The organism is Dictyobacter halimunensis, assembly GCF_036245075.1.
The window spans coordinates 1,779,392-1,801,443 of the sequence record NZ_BSRI01000002.1; the positions used below are offsets into that span (position 1 = coordinate 1,779,392).

The following is a 22,052-nucleotide window of genomic DNA, read 5'->3' on the forward strand; positions in this document are numbered from 1 at the left end:
ACCTGGAGTCCATCCATTCTGAATAATCGGATTATTCCTCAACAACATATTGAAATAACAGCGTCGAGACGCTGAGAAAGATCACATCAAAAGCGATCAACAGGCTGAGCCATGGTGGCTCGTTGACGCCAGGCACCAGCAGCAGCGTGGTGGCCCGCACCGCGCTGATCACCACCGGGACCACCAGTGGAAAAACCAGGATAGGCAGGAGCAGTTCGCGCGCCTGGGTGCTGGCGGCCAACACCGAAAAAAGCGTGCCGACCGAGGCGATACCCAGGGCTCCCAATAAGACGATGGGGATCAGCGCCAGCAGGGTCGGACCCTCCCAGATCGGCAGATTAAAGAGAATCGCGAAGACCGGCAGGGCGATAATTTCTACTACACCGATAAATAGCAAATTTCCGAGTAGTTTGGCAAGATATATAGCCTTGCGATCCACCGGCGTCAGCAGCAGACGATCCAGCAGACCCTGCTCGCGCTCGGCCGCTACGGTCCTACCCAGACCAAGCAAACTGGCGAAGATAAAGGCGACCCACAGCGCGCCTGGCGCGATGGCGGCAACGTTGCTGACGTTCAGGTCAAACGTGAAATTAAAGATCACCAGTACCAGCAGAGCAAACATCCCCATGCCGATCCAGGTCTGCTTGCTGCGCAGCTCGTAACGGATGTCTTTCCATAGGATCGCCCATAACTGGTTGAAAAAGAGGCCGGCCATCTTCATCGCGTGACCTCCCGATAGCGCCGCTGCAGTTCTTCAAGCGACAGGGCGGTGCTCTCGTGCTGATAGGTCACGCGACCACCGGCCAGGATCACGATCTGGTCGCTCCAGGCCAGGGCACGCTCCAGATTGTGGGTGGTAAAGAGCATGCTACCGCCGCGAGCAGTATGCTCCGCCAGCAGAGATTCAACCAGGTCGTTGCCGTGCTGGTCCAATCCGGTGTCGGGCTCATCCAGCAAGAGCAGCCGTGGCTCGTGCAGCAGGGCGCGCGCCCAGGCCACGCGCTGCACCTGCCCCCGCGAGAGTGCGCGAATGCGGTCATTCACCCGGCGCTCCATCCCTACACGCTGCAGCAGCACGGTGGCTCGCTCGCGGGCATGCGCCACACTATACAATTTGCCAAAGAACAATAGATTTTCCAGTACCGTCAATTCTTCATACAGATAAGGCTGGTGGGCCACGAAGCCAACCAGCTGACGAATCTCCTGCAGCTCATCACGGCTATCCAATCCATACACCCGTACCGTCCCCGATCCGGCCTTGCTCAGACCGGTCAGGATACGCAGCAGCGTCGTTTTACCGGCGCCGTTCGCGCCCAGCAGGGCCATGCGCTGTCCCCGCGGCAACGTCAGCTGAACGTTGCGCAACACCGGCTTGAGGCCAAAACCCTTCTTTAGATTGGAAATCTCGATCGCTAACGCCGTTGGAGCCGTCACATCAGGATGCGCGGGAGCGGGCTGCACGGCGGCCATCTGCTCACCGGGCCTGCTCATCGTCGCGTAGTCTCCTTCTCGCTCATCAGAGAGCGCAGGCGAGCCTTCGTTCTGGCCCGCTGCTTCTCGTAGCGATCTTTGGTAATATTACCCGCCTCATACTCTTTATCCAGCTTCAATAACTCCTGAAGCAGCGCCTGCTCTGGATTATCAGCCACGGGCGCTTTAGGTGTAGCCTTATCCTCGGTGCGTGCCTGCTTATTGGCGTCCGGCTTTTGCTGCGTGGCCACGCGCTTACGCTGGGAGCGCAAGAGGAACCAGGTCATCGCCACAATCGCGACCAGCACCAGCACGCCGACGATCAGCCAGATGGTCGCGGCATTAAAGGACGGAGAGCCAGCGTGGCTGGCAGGCACCGCCAGTCCCTCCAGGGACATCGCTACCTGCTTATGGGCGGGCAACACCGTGGCGCTAAAAGAATGATACGCGCGATTATCGGCGTTCACAATGCCGGTCGAGGTAAGGTCCTTGGAACTGGCATGCAACGCTGGATCAACCAGTACAGAGAGCGAGACCGTCGGGTACTGCGTCTCATACGGGAAGGTATAGGTTGAGCCCGTGTAAGGGACCTCGTAGGAGTATGAGAATTCATTGGTACCGGGCAGCAGGGCCGCGTCGGTGGCGAATCCCTGATTGACCTGGATCACCTGGTAACCGGAGAAGCCGCTGCCGAGCGTAATGTTGCGCACGCCCGCCGGTAACGAGAAGAGCAGCGCGTTCGGCTTGCCCTTACTGGCGTTCAAGGAGCCAACATAGGTCTTTTTATTCAGATTCTGGAACGAGAAGGCCTGCGAAACGTTGATCACGCCTTTAGAGGGATCGTCCTGGCGCATCAATACGGTTGAGCGCACCACGGCCACGTTGTCGGTGCTGGTGGTGGCTTCATAGACCTGCACATTGGCGCTCTGCACGGCCTTCTGATTCAGTGTCATCCCATTGCTGACGTATTGCGCGCCCTGATAGCGCGTATAGACCACGTAGGTAATGGTCTGATCGGTCGCCAGCTTGCTAAAGGTGAAGCGCCCCCGCGCGTCGGTCTTCACTGTACCGGCGTCGCGGCTATTGCTCCCCTGCGCCTGCTGCAATGTGACGTCCTGCCCACTCACCGGCGCATTGTTGTTGGTACCATCCAATACCTGGCCCGAGATCTGTCCGTTTTCGGCGGCCGCGTGAACCGGTGTTACCTGCCAGTTCAGAACAATGAACGCGAGTATTGAGATCAGCAGCAAGCTACTCGTGATTCGTTTTCTCATAGGACTCCTTTAGCTGTCGCAACTGCTGTTCAATATCATCATCAATCTCTTGCTCTTGCTCATAACGAGTTTTCAAAGCGGTCAGGGCGCGGCGCATGTAGCGCTCGCGCAGCGAACGGTAGTCTGGCTCCTCAATATTGCCCAGTTGATAATCCAATTCAACCTCTTGAATGGCGGAGCGCGCCTGCTGCTCATCCTCGGCCAGTTCCTTCTCCTCAGCCGCGGGCTGCTCCCGCTCCACCTTCGCTTGAGCTTGCTGACCTTTCCTGGTCGAACCCGTATAGAGTGGATAGAGAACGAACACGAGGGCCAATAGACCCAATACCATCGCGATTATCAGCGCCATCAGTTTGCCTCCGTTCTCGACCGCCTGAAGATTGGATCATCGGCGGCAAGTTCCTGTTCTAGTTGTACGCGATAGCGCTCCAGTTCAGCATCAGCCTCGTGCTGTGTTCCACTAGCCGATTTATTCTGCCCGCGCGGATCGGTTGTGGCAAAGGCCAGCGCGAGAGCGGACTCTTTTCGCCAGTCGCGCACAACCAGGAAGAGGAAGAGGCAGCCCGCCAATAGTAAGGCGATCGGGACGATCCACGCCAGCAAGGTAAAGCCCTGCCACTGCGGCACCCAGACAATATTGCCCTCACCGTAGCGATTGGCAAAGTATTGAATGATCTCCTGATCAGATTTGCCGGCCAGTACCTGTTGCCGAATGATACCACGCATCTCAAGGGCCAGACCAGAGGGGGCATCGGCCACCGATTCACCCTGGCAGACGGGGCAGCGCAGCTGCGATGCGATATCGTGCACTCGCTGATCGACCGTCTGCTGCTTCGGGGTCGAGAACAGCTGCCACGACCAGACGGCCGCGATCAGGGCCAGCGCGGCCAGCACTAGCAGCAGCGAACGTTTCGGCTGCATAGCTTTCTTCTGTATACTCATGCGATCACCCCTCCATCAGCCACCTCTGGAGACTTCTGCTCGCTCGCTTCTGATTCTACCACGTTAGCGGTCCTGGCAACCTTGACCCGCGCCCGTGGGCGTACCGGCCACCAGCAGAGGATGCCTCCAATCAGCATTAAGATGCCGCCCCACCAGACAAACGGGACCAGGGGATTGATGAAGACACGAATGGTGGCCTGAGCAGCTCCTTGCCAATCGGCCAGGTAGACATAGACATCGGTAGCCCCGAAAGTCTTAATCTCAATCACGCTGGTCGGCTGATCGGGATAGCTGCTATAGATCACGCGACCCGGATAGATATAGCTCTGCAATTTTCCGTCGCGCCAGATCTGGACCTGCGAGGAGATGGTCTCTTTATCAGTATCCTTCTCATCGATGTTACCCAGATAGGTAAAGCGATAGCCAGCGATACTCATCTCCTGGCCCGGCTTGAGGGTGGCATCTTTCTGCTGCTGGAAATAGTGCGAGCCAATAATGCCCGCTACCAGCAAGACCAGTCCCAGGTGCACTACGTAGCCGCCATAGCGCTGCCGATAGCGCTGAAAGAGCTTGTAAACGGCGAGCAGATAGTTTTCACCATGACGATGGCGCACGCGAGCGCCGCGCCAGATCTCATAGAACACAGCCCCGGCCGTAAAGATGCAGACGGTAAAGCCGATATTGGCCGCCACATCCGTCACCCCCACGATGGGCAGGATCACGGCACACACAGCCGCCAGGATGGCGGGAACGCTGATATTGCGCCACAGAGCCGCCATCGAGGTACGTCGCCAGGCCAGCAGGGGACCAATGCCCATCGCCAGTACCAGCAGCACCGTCAGCGGCGCCACCACCTGGTCATAGAAAGGCGGTCCCATCGTCATCGTCTGACCACGGAAGGTAGCTGAAATCAACGGGAAGAGCGTGCCCCAGAGGACAGCGAAGGTTATACCTACCAGCAACAGATTGTTGAGCAGGAAGACCCCTTCGCGTGAGACGACCGAGTCAAACTCTTGCTCGGCCCGCAGATGCGGCAGGCGGAAAAAGAACAGGCCGCTGGAGAAGAGCAGCACCACCGCCAGGAAGCCAAAGAAATACGCGCCGATATCCGAATAAGCGAACGAGTGGACCGAGCTAATCAGGCCGCTGCGCACCTCAAAGGTACCAAAGATCGAGAGAGCAAAGGAGGCCATCACAAGGAAGAGGTTCCAGACCTTCAGCATGCCACGTCGCTCCTGCACCATTGTTGAATGCAGGAAGGCGGTCGCGGTCAGCCAAGGCAGCAGGGCCGCGTTTTCCACCGGGTCCCAGCTCCAGTAACCACCCCAACCCAGCACGTGATAGGCCCACCAGGCGCCCAGCACCAGGCCCGTCGTCTGCAGGCACCACGACGCCAGCATCCAGCGACGAATCGAGCGCAACCATTCGGCGTTGAGCCGACCCGTGATCAGGGCCGCCACCGCGAAGGCGAAGGGGAGCGAGAAGCTCATATACCCCATCAACAACATCGGCGGATGCACCAGCATCCCGGGGTCCATCAACAGTGGATTCAGACCGGCACCGTCTTTAGGCGCGATGGTCGAGCGCACAAAAGGATTCGAGAGCGTCGACAGCATAAACAGGAAGAAGGCTTCGATCCCCATCAGGGTCGCCATCACATAGGGTACCAGGGCAGCCGGGGCGCGCTTCGAGGTGGCGACAAATAAGGCCGAGAAAAGGGAGAGCACCAGCGCCCAGTAGAGCAACGAACCCTGCTGGCCGCCATAGAATGCCGCCGTCACAAAATACCAGGGCATCGAGAGGCTGGATTGCTGCGCCACGTAGTTGACACCGAAATCATGGGTCAAAAACGATACCACCAGCGCGATAGACGCCAGCAGCAAGAAAAACGTGACGACCAGCAGACTGCGCTTCGCGCTGGTCACCAGTTGCGGTACCGAGCGCACGGCCCCCAGAATGGCTGCCACGATAGTATAGAGAGCAAACCCGAGTGCCAGGATAAGAGCGATTATGCCGAGATCTGAAAAATACACAGTCAATCCTTATTTCGCTGTGGGAGTTGCAGATTGAAACTTCGATGGACACTTGGCCAGCAGGGTCTGGGCCGTAAATGGACCACTCCCCGTGTAGTGCCCCTCTACAACTACCTGAACGCCAGGCTTGAAGATGTCTGGCACAACACCACTATAGGTGACGGGCAACGCCTGATTGCTATCGGCAATTGAAAATGTAATCACCTGCGTCTGATCGTTGCGCTTAATTGAACCCTGCTGCACGATACCCGAGACACGCACGGAGCGCGCCATACAATCGGTGCAATGGTGCAGTTCAGGCACGGTCAGATAGTAGACCGCGCTACTCTGGGTATTGGCATAGACGAGATAAATCATAGCGCCAAGGATGGCGATGCCCGCCAAGATAAAACTGAACGGGACGCGCTTGCGCGGCTTTGCCGTTTTCTTCTGCTCTTCAGTAGCTATATTTAAAGCAGACTGCACAATACGACCTCCATCAATGTGGCGCGATCGTCATCTCAAAGATAGTATTGAGAAGCGCGCCGAGTATAAATACCAGGATGCCCAGGGCTAGCATCAGTTGTGGGGCGGCTTTCGAGAGTCGCGTGGTACGCTTCGCCAGGCGCCTGATGTTGCTCTGGCCCAGGTACATCGCCAGCACAAACAGCCCCAATGCTCCCAGGATCTTTAGGCCCAGAATAACAATATATGCTAAACCCAGGTTGGCCTGTGTCAGGCGATCAAAGGTTAAATAGACGCCGCTAAGCAGCAGCAACCCCACGCAGATGTTGACCATGCGTTTGAAGAGCTCGGCGATCTTTGACGCGACCGCCGGCACCGGTCCACCACTGCGCAGGGCGGGTATCACCACTATCAGGTACATAAAGCTCCCACCAACCCAGGCGCTGGCGGCCAGAATATGCACCAGGCGGACAAGCCACCGTATCTCCCACATGCTGACTACCGCCTCAATTTACCTGAAGTTTTGCCAGTTCCTTCTGCAAGCCCGCCGAGTCAAGCGCCCCAATCCAGTGAGCGACAACCTTGCCATCGCGATCGATAAAGAAGGTCTCCGGCATTCTTGTGACGCCATAAGCGATACTGGTGTCGCCACCAACGTTATCCATGATATTGGTGTAGGTTACTCCGTATTTCTGTAAGAATTTGTTGCCCGCCCCTGCGGTCTCTCCACCATCAATGCCAATCATGGCGACGCCCTTGGACTTCAGATCCAGCCAGGAGCTCTGCAGGACGGGAGCTTCGGCATTACAGGGATCACACCAGGAGGCCCAGAAATTGACGATGACAGGCTTCCCTTTGTAGGCCGCCAGATTGACTTTTTCTTCATTGCCGTTGACCAGCGGTAGATCAAAGGCCGGGGCCGCTTTACCTACCAGCGGACTGGGAGCGTCACCGACCGCCAATGGATCATCCGGCGAATGGGTGGCCGTCGATACCGGAGTCGTGAGCTGGGTCCAGAGTAATACCAGCGCGCCAATGATTAAAATATTGGTTACTACAAAGACAACGATGTTGCGTTTGCGCGATCGGCTGCGTGTTGTAGTTTCAGTTATTTCCATACATTGCCCAATTCTTACAAGCTATTTCAGCTATTTAATTTCAGTCTGATTATGGTGCTTGAGCCTGATAGCCAACTTGCAGGCCTTTCCCATCACCTTACAAAGACCTGAACGTTTAAGAAAAAAAATGCCAGCGGCACAGCCGCTGGCATTTTTTTTCTTAAACGGGGACCCTTATTTGCGGTGCCGCCTGACGGCGGCAAAGAGGAGGGAAGAGAATACTGGGGACACCCCCAGACCCCCGGCAGGAAGGCTAGCCGCCCTCCTGCACCTCCTGCTGGTTTATTAACCAGTGATGACGTCCTGGGCCCTCTGGGTGGAGGAGGAGGAGATGGGGCCCTTTTCTTTGTATTCGGCAAAGAGCGAGACAATGGCCGAGTTGAAGGCTGGCAGATCCTTGGGGCTGCGGCTGGTGACGAGGTTGTGATCCCGTACAACTTCCTGGTCTACCCAGTTGGCACCGGCGTTGCGCAGGTCGTCCTGAACTGTGTAGTAGCTGGTCATGGTGCGGCCTTTGGCGCAGCCGGAGGAGACCAGCAGCCATGGGGCGTGACAGATGACGGCCATTGGGCGACCACTCTGGTCGATCTGCTGCACGAACTGGCGCGCCTTTGGCTCCATGCGGATGGTGTCGGCGTTGATCGCACCACCGGGAAGCAGGATAGCATCAAAGTCACCAGGATTGGCCTGGTCGAGGGTCATATCTACAGGGAAAGTGTCGGCTTTCTCGTCGTGGTTAACGCCCTGCACCTGTCCAGGCTTGTTGGAGATGATCTTTGTTACCGCTCCCGCCTGATCAAGCGCCTTACGTGGCTCGGTCATTTCAGCCTGTTCAAAGTCATCTGTGACTAGAATCGCGACACGTAATCCGTCTAATCTTTTACCACTTGCTTGCATAGTTCTACCTTCCTTTTCCTACATAACAACAGCATTTAAACTATTAACATGTTGTATACGCATGGCGGAAGGCAATCGTGTCTCAACCATATGCTTTTTTTGAGCTCAGGCATCGACAAGTCTTTTTGTCATGTGGAGATATGGATGGTGCGAGATATATACGACGGCGTCTTGCTGATAGTTGAGGTACTGGTAGAGGCGATGGGCGCGCTGGTTGTCTCTATCGACGAGTAGCGCGATGCTGGTAGATTCAATGGCGCGGGCGCGTTCCTCTGCGGCGCGCAGCAGGGCGGTTCCGATACCCCGCCCCCCATAGTTCGGTGAGACAGAGAGGGTATCGATATACCACTCGTCTTCTTCCGCTTCTTTGTCTAGAGTGATCTGGGGATCATTTTTGAGGGCGCGCAGACGAGCGATAATGGGCTGGTCCAGCATAGCGGCTTTCCGACCATGATAGAGGATGACGATGCCAACGACCTGCCGGTCCTCTTCCGCCACCAGCGTATTTTGATAGCTCAGGCGGTTGGCGGGCAACTGGAAGAAAGTGGACATAAAGGTCTGCACCTCGCGCGGCTGGTCGCTACCGGCCAGCGTACCGGCGATGCTATCCATAGCCTGAATAAACAGAGGAACCACCTGGGACGCATCTTCAGGTCTGGCAGATCGAATATTCATGATACACGTTAATCCTTATGGTAACGCGAGATAGACTGACTTATTTACCGACACTAAAGGCGATATCAGGAGTGCGCTCGATACGACTATGCCAGCCGATGGTCCACAGCAGCAAGCCAATCACGATAATAGCCAGGCCAATCATAACCAGCACGAATTGGAAGAGCAGACCGATGACAGCCAGGAAGAGACCAGCGGCGGTAATGATGGGCCAGACGCTGGGGGAGCTATCTTTTCGATAGGTCGCCAGCAGAGCCTCTTCGGCGCGGGCCAGTTGTGCATTCTGCTCAATTGTGCGCTCCAATAAGAGGTGATCGACTCCTTCATGCAGGGCCCGCGCATCAAACGGTTTATTCACACACACACAATGCTCAATAGTAGCCAGAGGTGCGCTCTTCTCTTCCATGGGTGGATCCCAGGATAGCACGACCGTGGGCAGATCGGAAAGTTCGGGCTGCTCCTGTATCGTCTGGAGCAACGTCCAATCGCAGGAGACGCCATCATCAACGTCAAGGATCAGGAGATCAAGGGACTGGATGTCAGTCGAAGATATGGTTGCCAGGGAGGCCGCTTCGATTACCTCTAATCCACGGTGACGCAGGCCGAGGCTAATTAAGCGGCGCATGGTAGGGTCAGCTTCCAGCACGAGTACCGTTGCAGCTGTTGTTTTCTGCCCTTGCGACATATGTGCACCTCTATCGCTACAAAGTCTATCCGACGAGTTGTATTGCTGTATTAAGCATACGAGGCTCACATTACAATATCTTTGACACCTAAGGTGTTTACCTTACAGTGACCTGAATATTTTTAAAGGTGTGCAAACTTTTTGTTTTGAGGGCAACAGAGCGCCCCCGTTCGGGCGTCCGCATACGCGGCCGCCCGAATTTCAAATAAGCGAAGTGACAAAAACGCGCATTCAACGCGCGTTTTTGTCACTTCGCTTATTTGAAATAAAAGCGTTACCCATATATGGATGATGTAAAAAACGCACGTTCAACGCGCGTTTTTTACATCATCCATATATAACGTAATCGTAGGTGCCGGGCTTGCCCCGGCTTTGTCGCGCAGCGACCCTGTTCCCAGCCACGCATGTTCCACCAAAGGCGTTAACCGCGCCTATATTTTGGTGAGTTTATAACCGACGTCGGGGACTGTCAGGATGTATTCAGGTCGGCGGGAGTTGGTTTCGACTTTGCGGCGCAGGCGGCTGATGTAGACCCAGATGAAGTCGATATCGCGATTGTATTCGGGACCCCAGACCTTTTCGAGCAGGAGCTCGTGGGTTACGACCATGCCGACGTTCTGGGCCAGCGTGCTGAGCAGCTTGTATTCGGTACGGCTGAGCTGGACCGGTCGTCCGCCCACTGTGACCAGATGCTGGGCGTAATCGATGGTTAACTCTCCGGTGCTAAAGATGGTCTGGTTCTGAGTATGTTCGGTTGCTGGTACCCGGCGGCGTAGCAAGGCGCGTACACGTGCCAGCAACTCATTCATGCCAAAAGGCTTGAGCACCAGGTCGTCACAGCCCAGATCGAAGAGCTGCACGCGCTCCTCTTCCTCGCAGATCTCGCAGAGCATCATGACAGGCGCGTTCGAGAACTCACGCATGCGCTGCAGCAATTCCATACCGCTCATATCGGCCAGACGAGTGGAGAGCAGGATGATATCGGGCTCTTCCAGCTCCAACTGGCGCAGGAACTGTACCCCGTGGCTGACGACATGGACACGGTATTGCTGCTCTTCCAGATTAGCACGCAGGTAGCGAGCCAGGCGCGCATCATTCTCGGCCAGCAGGACGCGTGTATAGCGTCCCTGCTTCAACGACGAGGTGCGTGTCTTGCGCTGCTGCGCGGAAGCCGCTGTGGAGTCTTCTAGCGTCACCAACGGTGCCGAAGCGGTCAGGGTCTGTCGCGCCGTTAGAGGCAGGGTAAATGAGAAGCTCGCTCCCTGACCAGGACCCTCCGAGTCGGCCCAGATCCTGCCATGGTGAGCTTCAATGGTGGCGCGAGCCGATGCCAGGCCCAGGCCACTACCGCTGCGCTGCTCGGCCCGCTTATCAGGCTCGCCAGCAGCGCCATTCTGGGTATGAACCTTACTGGCATGCTCGATGCGATAGAAGCGATCAAAGATACGGTCCAGGTGTTCGGAGGCGATACCCACACCCTCGTCGCTGACGCAGATGCGTACCTCCTCCTCATTAGCATCCAGCGAGAGGCGCACGATCTTGCCAGCCGGAGAATAGGTTACCGCGTTATTGAGCAGATGATTCAACACCTGCTCGATGCGCAGAGCGTCACAGGTAACAGGTGGGATGCCCTCAGGAAGGTCCAGCACGAAGCGATGGTCCGGGGCCTGGTTCTGCCAGCGCTTCACCAGCTGCATCAGCAATTCAGACAGCTGCACCTGGGAGAGGTGAAGCGGCTGGGTACCATTATCGAAGCGCCAGACATCCAGCAGGGTATTCAACACATCGTACAGGCGATCGGATTGGGCATCGATCATCTGCAGCATCTCGCGCTGCATCGCTGGATCCCAACGGGCCGATCCACCCAGCAGGGTCGTGGCGCATCCCTTGATGATGGCCAGCGGCGTCTTAAACTCGTGCGCGGCCATCTTCAGCGTTTCCGAGCGCGCATCCGCCGCCGATCGCTCCAGGGTGACATCCTCCAGCAGAACACCACGGCCCAGGAAGGTACCCCGAGCATCACGCACCGGGAAACTGCGCACCCGCAACCAGTTGGCGGCCGCGTCGGCCAGCGACAGGTCAGCGGAATATTCTTGCTCGACATGCTGCCAGACCTCATCCAATTCAACGCGGGCCTCACGAGGATCTGTAGCCAGAGACAGCAGATGCTGGCGCACATCAAAGTTTCGCAGACTGGCCGGGTCGTGTCCAGAGAAGCGTAGTAGCCGCAGGGCGCTATCATTGGAATAGGTAACGCGTTCACGCGGATTGAGCAGCATGAAGCCGCTGCTCATGCTGGCGCACATTTCCGCGAGTACCTGGTATTCGCGACTAAACGCCGCTGGAATGGGATCAATGCTTCTATCAGTGGGTACACCAAGAGTCGTAGCATTCTCCGCAATCCACACGCCGCTAGGAATTGTATCGTGTTTTTGTTCGATGAAGGAGGACATCCAAAACAACCCTTTCCCGCCTGTGAGTGATGTGTAGAACGTGGCTACTCATATTTTAGCAATAAGAGTCAACCACGTGCCACCCACAAAAACAGGGGGAGAAGAGCCTGCCAGCACGCTTCATCGCCCGGCAAACATCTTTATATAACACTCTATTGGATAGTACTCAAAGACAATGGGGAGACGGCTACCTGAGGCCCGCGACCATTACAATGAGGATCAAGTGGAGGATCATCGCCACAATCAGACCAATAGCGATGAACAAGATCATACGTCGATCATTAATGTATTCACGCACACGCGTCGAATATGCATGGGGCCAGCGTTCGGCCGCCACGATACCCATGGCGATACGCAGACGCAAAGGAGAGCGCACAGGAGAACGCGTCATCTCATGCTGCAACAACTGATGACAGGCTTTACACAGCACCCATGAGAGTCTGGGCTCGGGCACACCCTCTGGCTCGACCAGCTCAATCGGCTCAAACCAGATGCGCGCCGTACAGATAGAACAGTATTGAGGAGCACGGCTTCTTCGCTTGCTCGTATCATCGCGCCGAACGGCAACGACAGACTCGTTACTGTGCATTGCATCTTTCATCATACGGCCTTTCTTACTCCAAAACAAAACGGTACCTTTGAGGAGTTAAGTTTGCTTTTCTCATTGTACCATATTTCTGCCCTCCCAATAGATAATTAAGACGCCATGAAACATGGAAACAGGTAAAAAGGGATTTATAAAGCGGGCTTTGCGTGCCTTCGGCTATGACTCTACGCGCCTACGGCGCTCACAATATTTTTATAGGCAAGTGGAGAACGGTCGGTGCTGCGCAGCACCGGCCGTTCTCCACTTGCCTATAAAAATATTGTGAGCCCTGGTATCTCAGTGAGATACCAGGGCTCACAAAAAACGCCAGAAGGCGATATAGGATGCTAGCGCAGCAGAGGCACCAGGTAGACGAGGGTAAATACAAATACCCATACGACGTCAACGAAGTGCCAGTACATCTCGGCCGCCTGAACGGCGAAGTGCTGCTCTTTGGTGAAGTGACCTCGTGTAGCACGGATCAGACAGACGATCAGGAAGATCGCGCCGATCGTGACGTGCAGGCCGTGGAAGCCTGTCAGCGTAAAGAAGGCTGAACCAAAGATGCTGCTAGAGATGGTGAAATGCTCTGGTCCTGTGATCAGCGATGTATATTCGTAAGCCTGGCATCCCAGGAAGATCGCGCCCAGGATAATCGTGCCAGTCAGGCCCCAGATCAACTTCTTCTGGTTACCGCTACGGATACCAGAACCGGCCTGGTGCACGAACCAGCTGCTGGAAAACAGGATGATGCTGGCGATAAAAGGCACGATGCTGAATTCCAGCTTCCAGACCTGGCTACTGTTGCGAATCTCTAGATAGAGAAATGCAGCGATCAGGTTAGCAAAGATCAGAGCTTCCGAGCCGATGAAGAAGACCATACCCCACCAGTTGAGACTGCGCTCACCCGGCTGGCCGTGCTGCTCCTCAATGATCCTTACCTGCTCGCCATGAGCAGTACTCATACAAGTAACTCCCTAACTCTACAAAGATAAGGCTCGTATCCGACGAGCCCCACCTTTTATCGACGCTCTAAAGCCCAACCCACACCCGATATCACAAGCAGTACAATGCCGATCCCAAGCACAATCGGGCCCGCCACAACTCCAAACAGGACAAAGGCGAGTGAAAAAGCCAGGCCCAACGGCCACAAACTTGGCCGTGGCATCACTTCTTCAGCATTAACCAGGCGCCCTTTGGCCCTGGTTCGCTTCCGACCTGTGGAACTCTTTTTAGGCAGTGGCTGTGCCCCCGTAGTTGTGCCCTCCTCTTGCGACACCTGCTGTTGATCCGCTGGCGCAGAGTCGGAGGTCGGTGTGCCAGCGGCGGGAGGAGCGGCGGAAACGCCGTTCTCCTCCACTGGCACCGGCTGCTCTACGCGGTTTGTTTGTTCTTGAGACACCTTATACCTCTACTAGTCTTGTTTCCACCGGGGTGGATAGGTTTACTCACTCTTAGTGAATGACAGATTTCCAGTCGGCATGATCTGGATACTTCTTGTCATAGAAGGGACGGCGGCTGCGTACAACCGGGATCTCCAGGAAGTTGTATTTCTTCGGAGGAGAGGTGGTGTCCCATTCCAGCGTGAAGGCATCCCATGGATCATCACCGGAAGGCTGGCCATTCTTCAAGGTCTTGATGACGTTGATCATGAACATGATGACGCCGATACCGATGATCAGAGCACCAACGGAGGCCATCAGGTTCAGGTCGTTCCAACCCAGGTTGCCAGGATACGTGTAGACACGACGAGGCATACCCAGGATACCCATGATGTGCATGGGGAAGAAGGTCAGGTTCAGACCAATGAAGGTGACCCAGAAGTGCCACTTACCCAGGCGATCGTCCATCAGCTTGCCGGTGAATTTGGGGAACCAGTAGTAGATGCCCGCAAAGACGGCCAGCGCGGTACCACCAAAGAGTACATAGTGGATGTGCGCCACCACAAAGTAGCTGTCAGTGATCTGGTAGTCGAAAGGCACAACCGCCAGGGCGGCGCCGTTCAAACCACCGATCAGGAACATAGCGATAAAGCCGAGCGCGAAGAGCATCGGAGCGTTAAAGCGCAGCTTACCACCAAAGACGGTGGCCAGCCAGTTAAAGATTTTTACCGCGGTCGGAATAGCGATCAACGTTGTGCTGGTCGCGAAGAAAGCCTGCGCGATCGAAGGCAGACCAACGGCGAACATGTGGTGTGCCCAGACGGTGAAGCTCAGGAAACCGATGGCCACACCGGACCACGCGATAAAGGTATAACCAAAGATTGGTTTGCGCGAGAAGACCGGCAGGACCTCAGAGATAATACCGAAGGCCGGAAGAATCAGGATGTACACCTCAGGGTGGCCAAACGACCAGAAGAGGTGCTGCCAGAGCAGTGGATCACCGCCATTGCCATACTGATAGAAATGGCTACCCAGGTGGCGGTCCAGCAGCAGCAGTACGCTGGCCACAGTCAGGCTGGGCAGGGCGAACAGCAGCAGGAAGGACATCACCAGGATCATCCATGAGAACAGAGGCATGCGGTTGATGCTCATGCCAGGGGCGCGCAACTTGAAGATAGTCACGACAAAGTTGAGCGATCCGGCGATGGACGAGATACCCAGCAGGGTCGTACCCAGCAACCAGAAGTCTGCGTTCATCATCGGCGTAGCCTGGAAGGCATGGCCCGCCGTCAGCTCACTCAGCGGAGCATACATGAACCAGCCACCGTTTGGCGCCTGACCAAACAGGAAACTGGACTGCATAAAGATACCGCCAAAGAGCACCAGCCAGTAGCCAAAGGCATTCATACGTGGGTAAGCCATGTCGCGCGCGCCGAGCATCAGCGGCACCACATAGTTACCAAAGCCAGAGAGCACAGGAATAACGAACAAGAAAATCATGGTCGTGCCATGCATGGTAAAGATCTGGTTATACGTATTCGGGTCCAGAACCTTCCCATTTGGCAACGCCAACTGTGTACGGATCAGGAGAGCCTCCATACCGCCCACAACAAAGAAAAAGAAACCGGTGATCAGGTACATCAGACCGAGCTGCTTATGGTCGGTCGTTGTAATCCATTCACCAATATAGGTTTCGCTAAAGCGCTTTCGGCGCACACCCGTCGTTGTTGTCGTCGTGGTGTGTTCACCGATGGTGCGAGTCGCCATGCGCAAATCCTCCAGTGTCTAGCCCCAAACAAAGGGTCACAGGGCAAGGCAGGTTATTTTAACCCTTCCAGATAGGCAACCAGCTGTTGAATCTGTTCATTGGTCAGCGAACCAATGTTCATGTCATTCCCAGGCTTAATTCCCTGAGGATCATTCAACCATTTCGCCAGGTTACATTGTTCCTTCAGTTTTGGATTATTTGGATCACAGTTACCGTTTTCGGTATTGTTATCCAGCACACCGCCAGCAATCAGGTTACGACTGCCAAAGTGCGTCAGGTTTGGACCAATCAGACATTGCGGTGTACCATTGGCCTTACCACCCGGCAGATCGGTGCATTCCTGCGCGGTGTTGTAGAACTGTTTCAAGTTTACTCCAACAATGCCATGGCAGGAGGCACACTGGTTTTTAAACAACGCGGCGCCCTTCTGAGCCAGCGCATCGGTTGGAGCCGTAGCGGCCTGCTGCTGACCCGACACCCACGTCTGAAAGTCATTGTTGTTAACGACCTTGACGTTGAAGCGCATATTCGCGTGCTGCGTGCCACAATACTCGGCACAAATACCTGTATAGGTACCCTCTTTCTCCGCCACGAACCACTTGGTGTTGTCGTGACCAGGCACCACGTCAGTCTTACCGGTCAACGCGGGAACCCAGAAACTGTGGATCACGTTGTTTGAAAACAGCTTGACATGCACAGTTGTGTTAACCGGTACCTCCAGCGTATCAGCAGTTGTGACGTGGTAGTTCGGATAGTAGAACTCCCACCACCACTGGTGACCGATGGCCGTAACTTCCATTCTTGGTTGTGATGCGCTTGCCGCTGGCTCATTTTCAGGAGCCACATAGAGCAGGCCACGGATCGTAAAAAAGAGAATAACAAACAGGACCAGGGTCGGAATAACGGTCCAAATGAGCTCCAATTTCAAGTTACCGTGATTTTGGAATGGATTCGGCATTCCAGGTCGTTCACGGTAGCGAATAATGGAGAAAATCAATATGCCCTCGACCAGGACAAAGATAACGATCGAAATGCCCAGGATCAACCAGAACAGGCTGCTCTCACTGGCAGCTACTGGTCCGGCGGTATTCAAGATCGAGGGTGAGTTTTCACCGCATGCGGCAAATAGAATAGAGGACAATGACAGCAAGCTTAGCAATGCTAGCCAGCGTTTTGCCCTTCGAAATACCGGCATCCTCACGTCTAAAGCTCTCCTAAACAATTGATTGACGATGGACGATGATGTCTTGTTTTGGCGACATTTTTCCACTGTACTGCTGTAGTGTAGCGATGGAGCCTAACACAAAACTTGCAATTTTTAAAATGAACCTTACAGCAGCCTGAATAGAGGAAGCGCCTCCAATGCCTGCCCCTTGCACCCCGCCTCATAGGTTCGGCCCTCACGACCGATTTCTCATCTGCCCACCAAACACGCCATGTAGGTTCGGCCCTCGCGGCCGATTTCTCCTCCACCCACCAAACACACCACGTAAGTTCGGCCCTCGCGGCCGATTTCTCATTCGCCCGGCGAGAGGTGCGGTCACCTTTCACTCAGGTGACCTCTTCAGAAAATCCTCTTACATACTATAGCAGGACAACGAGGAGGCGACAAGTAAAAATATGAGCGCGTTGAAACCAGCATTTTTCGCCGCGACTGAAACGTTCAGGCAATTGTAAGGTAAGAGAAACTGACTGCAAGGGCGGTATCAGGAATGGCGCCGACAATAGGGAACGTCAAACTTTATAGACTATAGGGAGCCTCGTGTATGAAGGTATTAAGCCATAGTGAGCTTGAAGAGCCAAAACAGGTCCATCCTTTTCGTCAGACTCTTTCAGCTTACATCAACCTGATGAAACCGCACGTGACGGTCTTGCTACTTGGCACCACAGTGGCGGCGATGGCCATCGCCGGTCGCGGCCTGCCCAATCTCGGATTGGTGCTGGCAACCCTGTTGGGTGGCGCCATGGCGGCTGGCAGTGCTAACGCTATTAACTGTTATATCGATCGCGACATCGACCAGATTATGGGCCGTACACAGCGTCGCTCATTGCCGTCGGGCCGCGTCCAACCTGTGCCTGCCCTGATCTTTGGCATCGGCCTGGGCGCCTTATCCTTTATCGTCTTAGCCGTGTTCGTCAATCTACTGAGCGCTTGCCTGGCTATGGGCGCCATCCTGTTTTATGTATTTGTCTACACCATGGGACTCAAGCGCAATAGCGCGCAAAACATTGTGATTGGTGGCGCCGCCGGTTCCGTGCCGGTCCTGGTTGGCTGGGCTGCCGTCACCAATAGCGTCCCACTGGCCGCCATCTGGCTCTTCGCCATTATCTTCTACTGGACACCACCACACTTCTGGGCCCTCTCACTGCTGATCAAAAAAGATTATGAGAAGGCAAATGTGCCGATGATGCCCGTGGTTCTGGGTGAGGCCGAGACACGCCGCCAGATCTTCTTTTACTCGCTCTTGCTCTTCGCGGTTACGATGATGCTCTTCTTGATGCACACCATGAGCTATCTCTACCTGGTCGGCGCCGTTATTCTGGGCGGCATCCTCATTTATATGTCGATTCGCCTGCTGACCGATCGAAGCAAAAACTGGGCACGTACTATCTTCTGGTATTCTAACTGCTATCTGGCCGCCATCTTCGCACTTATGGTGGTAGACCGCATCCTGTTCTAAATTATCAAGGTCAAGGTATTATGAGTATGCGTATGAGTTGGCGACTTGCTTCGCGATTATCCGTCATCAGCCTGGCGATAGTCGTCGTCATTTTAATTAGCGTCATTCAGCACAACCGGGCGACACCATCCGCCCCCAGCAGTAGCGGCAGCGTTGGTAGTACCTCAACGTCCGCGTCGGGGCTGCAAGGTACGGATCTGAATGGCACACAAGCTCCCAATTTTCAGCTCACAGATCAATATGGCAAGGCCGTCTCGCTCGCGCAGTTCCGTGGGAAACCGGTTGTGTTAACCTTCTTGTATACCCACTGCCCGGATGTGTGTCCTCTGACAGCCGAACACCTGCATACCACCGTACAGCAACTGGGTAGCGACGCCAAAAATGTGGCGATCCTGGCCGTAAGTACGGATCCCAAACGCGATGATACGGCTGCCGCCATGCAGTTCTCCACCGAACATAATATGCAGAACTACTGGCACTTCTTGACCGGGACGCAGCAAAAGCTTTCCCCGATCTGGTCGAGCTATAGTATCTACGCGCAACAGCAACAAGGTAAAGTAAACCATAGCACGGCGCTCTTTTTAATCGACAAAAATGGGAAAGAGCGCGTCTACATGGGCGATGATTTTACGCCGAACCAGATGACCGCGAATCTGCAGCAGCTACTCAAAGAAAAATAAAAAGACTTTTTAGTTTGACATAAAGAAGGGGGCGCTGACGCGCCCCTTCTTTATGCATAAGTTTGTGCAAAAGACGTGCCAGGTGCGCCTTCTGCACAAACTTATGCATAAAAATAGCTTTATTAAGATTACATAAAATACTGGAGCAACCAGACTTTGTAAGATTGACTGCTACAGCTCTGTCGGGTATTCTATCATCTATAACAAATTATTTAAAGCATGAGCTGTATGGGCAACATTGGTGTTAATTGTGTAACCATTTTCATGTGCAGTGAGGCTCTCTGTGATGAATAGTACGATGGATGAGAATCAGACATGGCGTACATTTCTGGGTCAGCTGATCGCCGATCCACAAGAACGCCAGCGTATCGCTGATGTGATGAATATCAATCCGGTGACGCTACAACGCTGGACGACCGGCAAATCGAATCCACGTCCCGATAATTTGCCACCACTGGTTGCTGCCCTGCCTCACTATCGGCAGCAATTGACGACCCTGATCGCCAGGGAATACCCAACCGCTCTGCATGCTCCCCAACCCGAAGCCGAGCCTCCGGTCGAGATCAGCGCGGCATTCTATACCCAGGTTCTGAATGCCTACACATCCAATACGGCACAGCAGCGCAAGATCGCCGTCTACAACCTGATCCTGCAGCAGATAGTCACCCATCTAGATTCCCAGCAGGTGGGGATGGTGGTTGTGTTGTCGCTGTGCGTTCCTCCACGTTCCGGTCAAACGATACACAGCCTGCGCCAGATCAATGCCCGCAGCAGCATCCCCGGCGGCCATCAGATTGAATATATGACCCAGTTCTTCGGGGCGGAATCGCAGACGGGGCACGCGGCCAGCACAGGGCATCCTGTCATCATTCAAAACCGGCAGGAAAAATTACGCCTCTTTCCCCTGCATTGCTGTGAACATGAAGAGTGCTCTGTTGCCTATCCTATCCTGCTTTCAGACCAGGTAGCGGGCACCCTCGCCATCCTCTGTAAGCAGCCTGACTTTTTTACGCAAGCGTACCTGGACCTGATTCAAAACTACGTGAATCTACTCGTGCTCGCCTTCGAGCCAGAAGATTTTTACGCTATTGATAAGCTAAAACTGGGCATCATGCCTCCGCGCCAGCAACAATACACGACGCTGGCCACGTTTAAGCACCGTGTCACCAATCATCTCATTGAAGCGAACCAGAATATGCGCTACCTTTCCCCCACGCAGGCCGAAACCATCGCCTGGCAAGAAATAGAAGAACTATTGTTGCACACGCCTCTCCCTTAAGTCTCTCCTCTCTCCACCCTCCAGCCAGGGATCTTTGAAAAATCCATTTTTGGATTTCGCGCTCCCAATGCGGGAGGACCCTGCACCCCGGTTTTGGGAACTTTTTCAAAAGTTCGGGATGACTCATATGCTAGACATCTGCCGCAGGCGACAAAGAAGAGGTTAAGAGGTACCACGCAGTGGAATAATTCAGGTTGCACGAACCTCATATATTTGGTATGCTTAAATATACAGGACCACTATTATCAAAAAATATAAGAGTCCTCGCTGATTGTAAACCATTCGCGGAGGAGAGCGAGAGCGTATGGAATCATCTCTTCAAAGAGCAAATCTCGCAGTAGACGATCGAGAATCGTCTCTGGAGTCATATCAGGAAATAGAAGAGGCGGAACACCATATCCATATGCCAGGTCCCAGTCTATGGCCCGCAATGTTAAGCGTCGCCATTCTGGTTGCCGTGGCCGGTTTGTTGTTCGTCCCTGATGCCCCCTGGGTGACCCTTGTTGCGGTTCCATTTATTATCTGGGGCATTATGGGCTGGGCGTTAGAAGATCCTATGGCAGGTGCCCACGATGAGGATGAGGCGGCATATAGGCCGGCGATCTCATTGCCAGCACATGAGGTATTGGATCGGGCCCGTGCGGCTGCTGAGCAGATTGTGACGTTAGGTAGTACGGCATTCAGTAACCACCCTGTCAAAGTTGAGCTTGAAAGTGAGACACCAGAAGGTGTGGTGCTCGCCCTTTATGGTAAGCTTGAGCTGGAAGTCCAGCGCGAGCGCCTGGAGGATGAGGTTAGCCGCGTCCCCGGTGTCGCAGGTGTACGCAACTTTATTGTGGCTGAGGATACCGTCTTGAATACAGCCTATGAGCGTATCGAGAATCTGAGGTCACAGGGCAAGCTGGAGGGAGCCACCAATATCTCTGTCCTGGTGGAAAACTATATTTTACACCTCTATGGAGATGTACCAAAGACCAGCATGAAATATGTTCTGGAGCGTGAAGTCGTCGGCATCCCTGGTGTACGCGTGGTTGTCAACCATATCGGTTTGAACAAAGACATCCCCGGTAACCTGGGTAAGACCAGAAACGCATAACAACATCATTTTCAGCATAAGCGCACGATAATAAAAACCAGCGGCCCGCTTTTCAAAAGCGGGCCGCTGGTTTTTATTATCGTGCGCTAGCGTTTGCGCAGGAAGGCCGGGATGTCGATGACGTCTCCAGACGGGGTGTTACGGTTGCCTCGTGACAGTTCAGAGGCGGCCCCACGGTCCAGGCGTCGCACGACACGTCCACGCTGACCCCCATCCCGACGCGGTGGCAAAGCCTGGTCCTCCAGATCGGGCGTCGGCAGGTTGCTCATATCGGGCATCGACGGCTGGGTTATCTCCTCATCTTCGTCATCCAGGTTGCCGCTGTTAATCAACGGGATTGCCGGAGGCGTGTAGCCATTGCCAGGCCGAAGCGGTCGCCCCGCATCAGGCTTATACGGTGGCAGAGCAGGGTTCGACGACGACACGGGCGCTGGCTGCTGATTCCTCGGCGCCGCGGGTATCGGTCCAGTGGGACGGTTGACGTCCTGCTGCATCGCCGGAGAGACTGGCGTTGGATAGCCCTGAGGAGCTCCCTGGCGGACAGGAGCATTGCCACTGGCATTGCCGGACTGTGACGGATTGGAACCGGTAT

General features: G+C 54.8%; 22 protein-coding genes. 4 read left to right on the top strand and 18 right to left on the bottom strand.

The window, feature by feature from the left end; all coding sequences use genetic code 11:
• Window positions 1-31: 31 nt before the first annotated feature.
• From AABA21_RS21405 to coxB, 18 genes are all read right to left on the bottom strand, one after another.
• On the bottom strand, window positions 32-721 hold the full coding sequence (locus AABA21_RS21405) for a heme exporter protein CcmB (protein WP_338253537.1): 690 nt from the start codon (window positions 719-721) through the stop codon (window positions 32-34).
• Window positions 718-1,491 carry a heme ABC exporter ATP-binding protein CcmA gene (gene ccmA / locus AABA21_RS21410; RefSeq protein WP_338253538.1) on the bottom strand — a complete coding sequence of 258 codons (774 nt, stop codon included), beginning with the start codon at window positions 1,489-1,491 and terminating at the stop codon, window positions 718-720. The genes AABA21_RS21405 and ccmA overlap by 4 nt, the downstream gene beginning before the upstream one ends.
• On the bottom strand, window positions 1,488-2,744 hold the full coding sequence (locus AABA21_RS21415; RefSeq protein WP_338253539.1) for a carboxypeptidase-like regulatory domain-containing protein: 1,257 nt from the start codon (window positions 2,742-2,744) through the stop codon (window positions 1,488-1,490). Before AABA21_RS21415 ends, ccmA begins: the two co-directional genes overlap by 4 nt.
• Complete coding sequence (locus AABA21_RS21420; protein ID WP_338253541.1) at window positions 2,722-3,090, bottom strand: hypothetical protein; 369 nt, start codon at window positions 3,088-3,090, stop codon at window positions 2,722-2,724. The genes AABA21_RS21415 and AABA21_RS21420 overlap by 23 nt, the downstream gene beginning before the upstream one ends.
• Window positions 3,090-3,683 (bottom strand): cytochrome c-type biogenesis protein, encoded by a 594-nt coding sequence (locus AABA21_RS21425; protein WP_338253542.1) that lies wholly within the window; start codon window positions 3,681-3,683, stop codon window positions 3,090-3,092. The genes AABA21_RS21420 and AABA21_RS21425 overlap by 1 nt, the downstream gene beginning before the upstream one ends.
• Entirely contained in the window at window positions 3,680-5,716 is a 2,037-nt protein-coding gene (locus AABA21_RS21430; protein WP_338253543.1) for a heme lyase CcmF/NrfE family subunit, read from the bottom strand. Before AABA21_RS21430 ends, AABA21_RS21425 begins: the two co-directional genes overlap by 4 nt.
• A 9-nt stretch (window positions 5,717-5,725) precedes the next feature.
• Window positions 5,726-6,181 (bottom strand): cytochrome c maturation protein CcmE, encoded by a 456-nt coding sequence (locus AABA21_RS21435; protein WP_338253544.1) that lies wholly within the window; start codon window positions 6,179-6,181, stop codon window positions 5,726-5,728.
• Window positions 6,182-6,194: 13 nt separating this feature from the next.
• Window positions 6,195-6,653, bottom strand: a complete 459-nt coding sequence (locus AABA21_RS21440; RefSeq protein WP_338253545.1) for a hypothetical protein — start codon at window positions 6,651-6,653, stop codon at window positions 6,195-6,197.
• Window positions 6,654-6,666: 13 nt separating this feature from the next.
• Window positions 6,667-7,278 (bottom strand): TlpA family protein disulfide reductase, encoded by a 612-nt coding sequence (locus AABA21_RS21445; RefSeq protein WP_338253546.1) that lies wholly within the window; start codon window positions 7,276-7,278, stop codon window positions 6,667-6,669.
• A gap of 285 nt (window positions 7,279-7,563) precedes the next feature.
• Complete coding sequence (locus tag AABA21_RS21450; protein ID WP_338253548.1) at window positions 7,564-8,175, bottom strand: type 1 glutamine amidotransferase domain-containing protein; 612 nt, start codon at window positions 8,173-8,175, stop codon at window positions 7,564-7,566.
• A 105-nt stretch (window positions 8,176-8,280) separates the two neighbouring features.
• Window positions 8,281-8,850 (bottom strand): GNAT family N-acetyltransferase, encoded by a 570-nt coding sequence (locus AABA21_RS21455; protein ID WP_338253549.1) that lies wholly within the window; start codon window positions 8,848-8,850, stop codon window positions 8,281-8,283.
• 40 nt (window positions 8,851-8,890) lie between these two features.
• Window positions 8,891-9,535 carry a hypothetical protein gene (locus AABA21_RS21460; protein WP_338253550.1) on the bottom strand — a complete coding sequence of 215 codons (645 nt, stop codon included), beginning with the start codon at window positions 9,533-9,535 and terminating at the stop codon, window positions 8,891-8,893.
• Window positions 9,536-9,966: 431 nt separating this feature from the next.
• Window positions 9,967-11,988 carry an ATP-binding response regulator gene (locus AABA21_RS21465; RefSeq protein ID WP_338253551.1) on the bottom strand — a complete coding sequence of 674 codons (2,022 nt, stop codon included), beginning with the start codon at window positions 11,986-11,988 and terminating at the stop codon, window positions 9,967-9,969.
• Window positions 11,989-12,175: 187 nt separating this feature from the next.
• The gene (locus AABA21_RS21470; protein WP_338253552.1) at window positions 12,176-12,592 is read right to left on the bottom strand and encodes a hypothetical protein; all 417 of its coding nucleotides are present in this window, start codon (window positions 12,590-12,592) and stop codon (window positions 12,176-12,178) included.
• A gap of 329 nt (window positions 12,593-12,921) precedes the next feature.
• Complete coding sequence (locus AABA21_RS21475; RefSeq protein WP_338253553.1) at window positions 12,922-13,539, bottom strand: cytochrome c oxidase subunit 3; 618 nt, start codon at window positions 13,537-13,539, stop codon at window positions 12,922-12,924.
• Window positions 13,540-13,595: 56 nt separating this feature from the next.
• The gene (locus AABA21_RS21480; protein WP_338253555.1) at window positions 13,596-13,976 is read right to left on the bottom strand and encodes a hypothetical protein; all 381 of its coding nucleotides are present in this window, start codon (window positions 13,974-13,976) and stop codon (window positions 13,596-13,598) included.
• Between the two features lie 52 nt (window positions 13,977-14,028).
• Entirely contained in the window at window positions 14,029-15,723 is a 1,695-nt protein-coding gene (gene ctaD, locus AABA21_RS21485) for a cytochrome c oxidase subunit I (protein ID WP_338253557.1), read from the bottom strand.
• A 53-nt stretch (window positions 15,724-15,776) separates the two neighbouring features.
• Window positions 15,777-16,865 (bottom strand): cytochrome c oxidase subunit II, encoded by a 1,089-nt coding sequence (coxB, locus tag AABA21_RS21490; RefSeq protein ID WP_338253559.1) that lies wholly within the window; start codon window positions 16,863-16,865, stop codon window positions 15,777-15,779.
• 625 nt (window positions 16,866-17,490) lie between these two features.
• On the opposite strand from coxB, the gene AABA21_RS21495 reads away from it, so the two are divergent.
• The 4 genes from AABA21_RS21495 (at window position 17,491) to AABA21_RS21510 (ending at window position 21,460) form a co-directional block, all read left to right on the top strand.
• Window positions 17,491-18,405: a heme o synthase gene (locus tag AABA21_RS21495; RefSeq protein ID WP_338253561.1), complete on the top strand. Its 915-nt coding sequence runs from the start codon at window positions 17,491-17,493 to the stop codon at window positions 18,403-18,405.
• Window positions 18,406-18,431: 26 nt separating this feature from the next.
• Window positions 18,432-19,085, top strand: a complete 654-nt coding sequence (locus AABA21_RS21500) for an SCO family protein (RefSeq protein WP_338253563.1) — start codon at window positions 18,432-18,434, stop codon at window positions 19,083-19,085.
• A gap of 286 nt (window positions 19,086-19,371) precedes the next feature.
• Window positions 19,372-20,364 carry a GAF domain-containing protein gene (locus AABA21_RS21505; RefSeq protein WP_338253564.1) on the top strand — a complete coding sequence of 331 codons (993 nt, stop codon included), beginning with the start codon at window positions 19,372-19,374 and terminating at the stop codon, window positions 20,362-20,364.
• A gap of 304 nt (window positions 20,365-20,668) precedes the next feature.
• Window positions 20,669-21,460 (top strand): BON domain-containing protein, encoded by a 792-nt coding sequence (locus AABA21_RS21510; protein WP_338253565.1) that lies wholly within the window; start codon window positions 20,669-20,671, stop codon window positions 21,458-21,460.
• The last annotated feature ends 592 nt before the right edge of the window (window positions 21,461-22,052 follow it).

Coding starts and splice junctions, on each gene's coding strand:
- AABA21_RS21405 (WP_338253537.1), bottom strand. CDS start 721: ATGAAGATGGCCGGCCTCTTTTTCAACCAGTTATGGGCGATCCTATGG.
- ccmA (WP_338253538.1), bottom strand. CDS start 1,491: ATGAGCAGGCCCGGTGAGCAGATGGCCGCCGTGCAGCCCGCTCCCGCG.
- AABA21_RS21415 (WP_338253539.1), bottom strand. CDS start 2,744: ATGAGAAAACGAATCACGAGTAGCTTGCTGCTGATCTCAATACTCGCG.
- AABA21_RS21420 (WP_338253541.1), bottom strand. CDS start 3,090: ATGGCGCTGATAATCGCGATGGTATTGGGTCTATTGGCCCTCGTGTTC.
- AABA21_RS21425 (WP_338253542.1), bottom strand. CDS start 3,683: ATGAGTATACAGAAGAAAGCTATGCAGCCGAAACGTTCGCTGCTGCTA.
- AABA21_RS21440 (WP_338253545.1), bottom strand. CDS start 6,653: ATGTGGGAGATACGGTGGCTTGTCCGCCTGGTGCATATTCTGGCCGCC.
- AABA21_RS21445 (WP_338253546.1), bottom strand. CDS start 7,278: ATGGAAATAACTGAAACTACAACACGCAGCCGATCGCGCAAACGCAAC.
- AABA21_RS21450 (WP_338253548.1), bottom strand. CDS start 8,175: ATGCAAGCAAGTGGTAAAAGATTAGACGGATTACGTGTCGCGATTCTA.
- AABA21_RS21455 (WP_338253549.1), bottom strand. CDS start 8,850: ATGAATATTCGATCTGCCAGACCTGAAGATGCGTCCCAGGTGGTTCCT.
- AABA21_RS21460 (WP_338253550.1), bottom strand. CDS start 9,535: ATGTCGCAAGGGCAGAAAACAACAGCTGCAACGGTACTCGTGCTGGAA.
- AABA21_RS21465 (WP_338253551.1), bottom strand. CDS start 11,988: ATGTCCTCCTTCATCGAACAAAAACACGATACAATTCCTAGCGGCGTG.
- AABA21_RS21470 (WP_338253552.1), bottom strand. CDS start 12,592: ATGATGAAAGATGCAATGCACAGTAACGAGTCTGTCGTTGCCGTTCGG.
- AABA21_RS21475 (WP_338253553.1), bottom strand. CDS start 13,539: ATGAGTACTGCTCATGGCGAGCAGGTAAGGATCATTGAGGAGCAGCAC.
- ctaD (WP_338253557.1), bottom strand. CDS start 15,723: ATGGCGACTCGCACCATCGGTGAACACACCACGACGACAACAACGACG.
- AABA21_RS21495 (WP_338253561.1), top strand. CDS start 17,491: ATGAAGGTATTAAGCCATAGTGAGCTTGAAGAGCCAAAACAGGTCCAT.
- AABA21_RS21500 (WP_338253563.1), top strand. CDS start 18,432: ATGCGTATGAGTTGGCGACTTGCTTCGCGATTATCCGTCATCAGCCTG.
- AABA21_RS21505 (WP_338253564.1), top strand. CDS start 19,372: ATGAATAGTACGATGGATGAGAATCAGACATGGCGTACATTTCTGGGT.
- AABA21_RS21510 (WP_338253565.1), top strand. CDS start 20,669: ATGGAATCATCTCTTCAAAGAGCAAATCTCGCAGTAGACGATCGAGAA.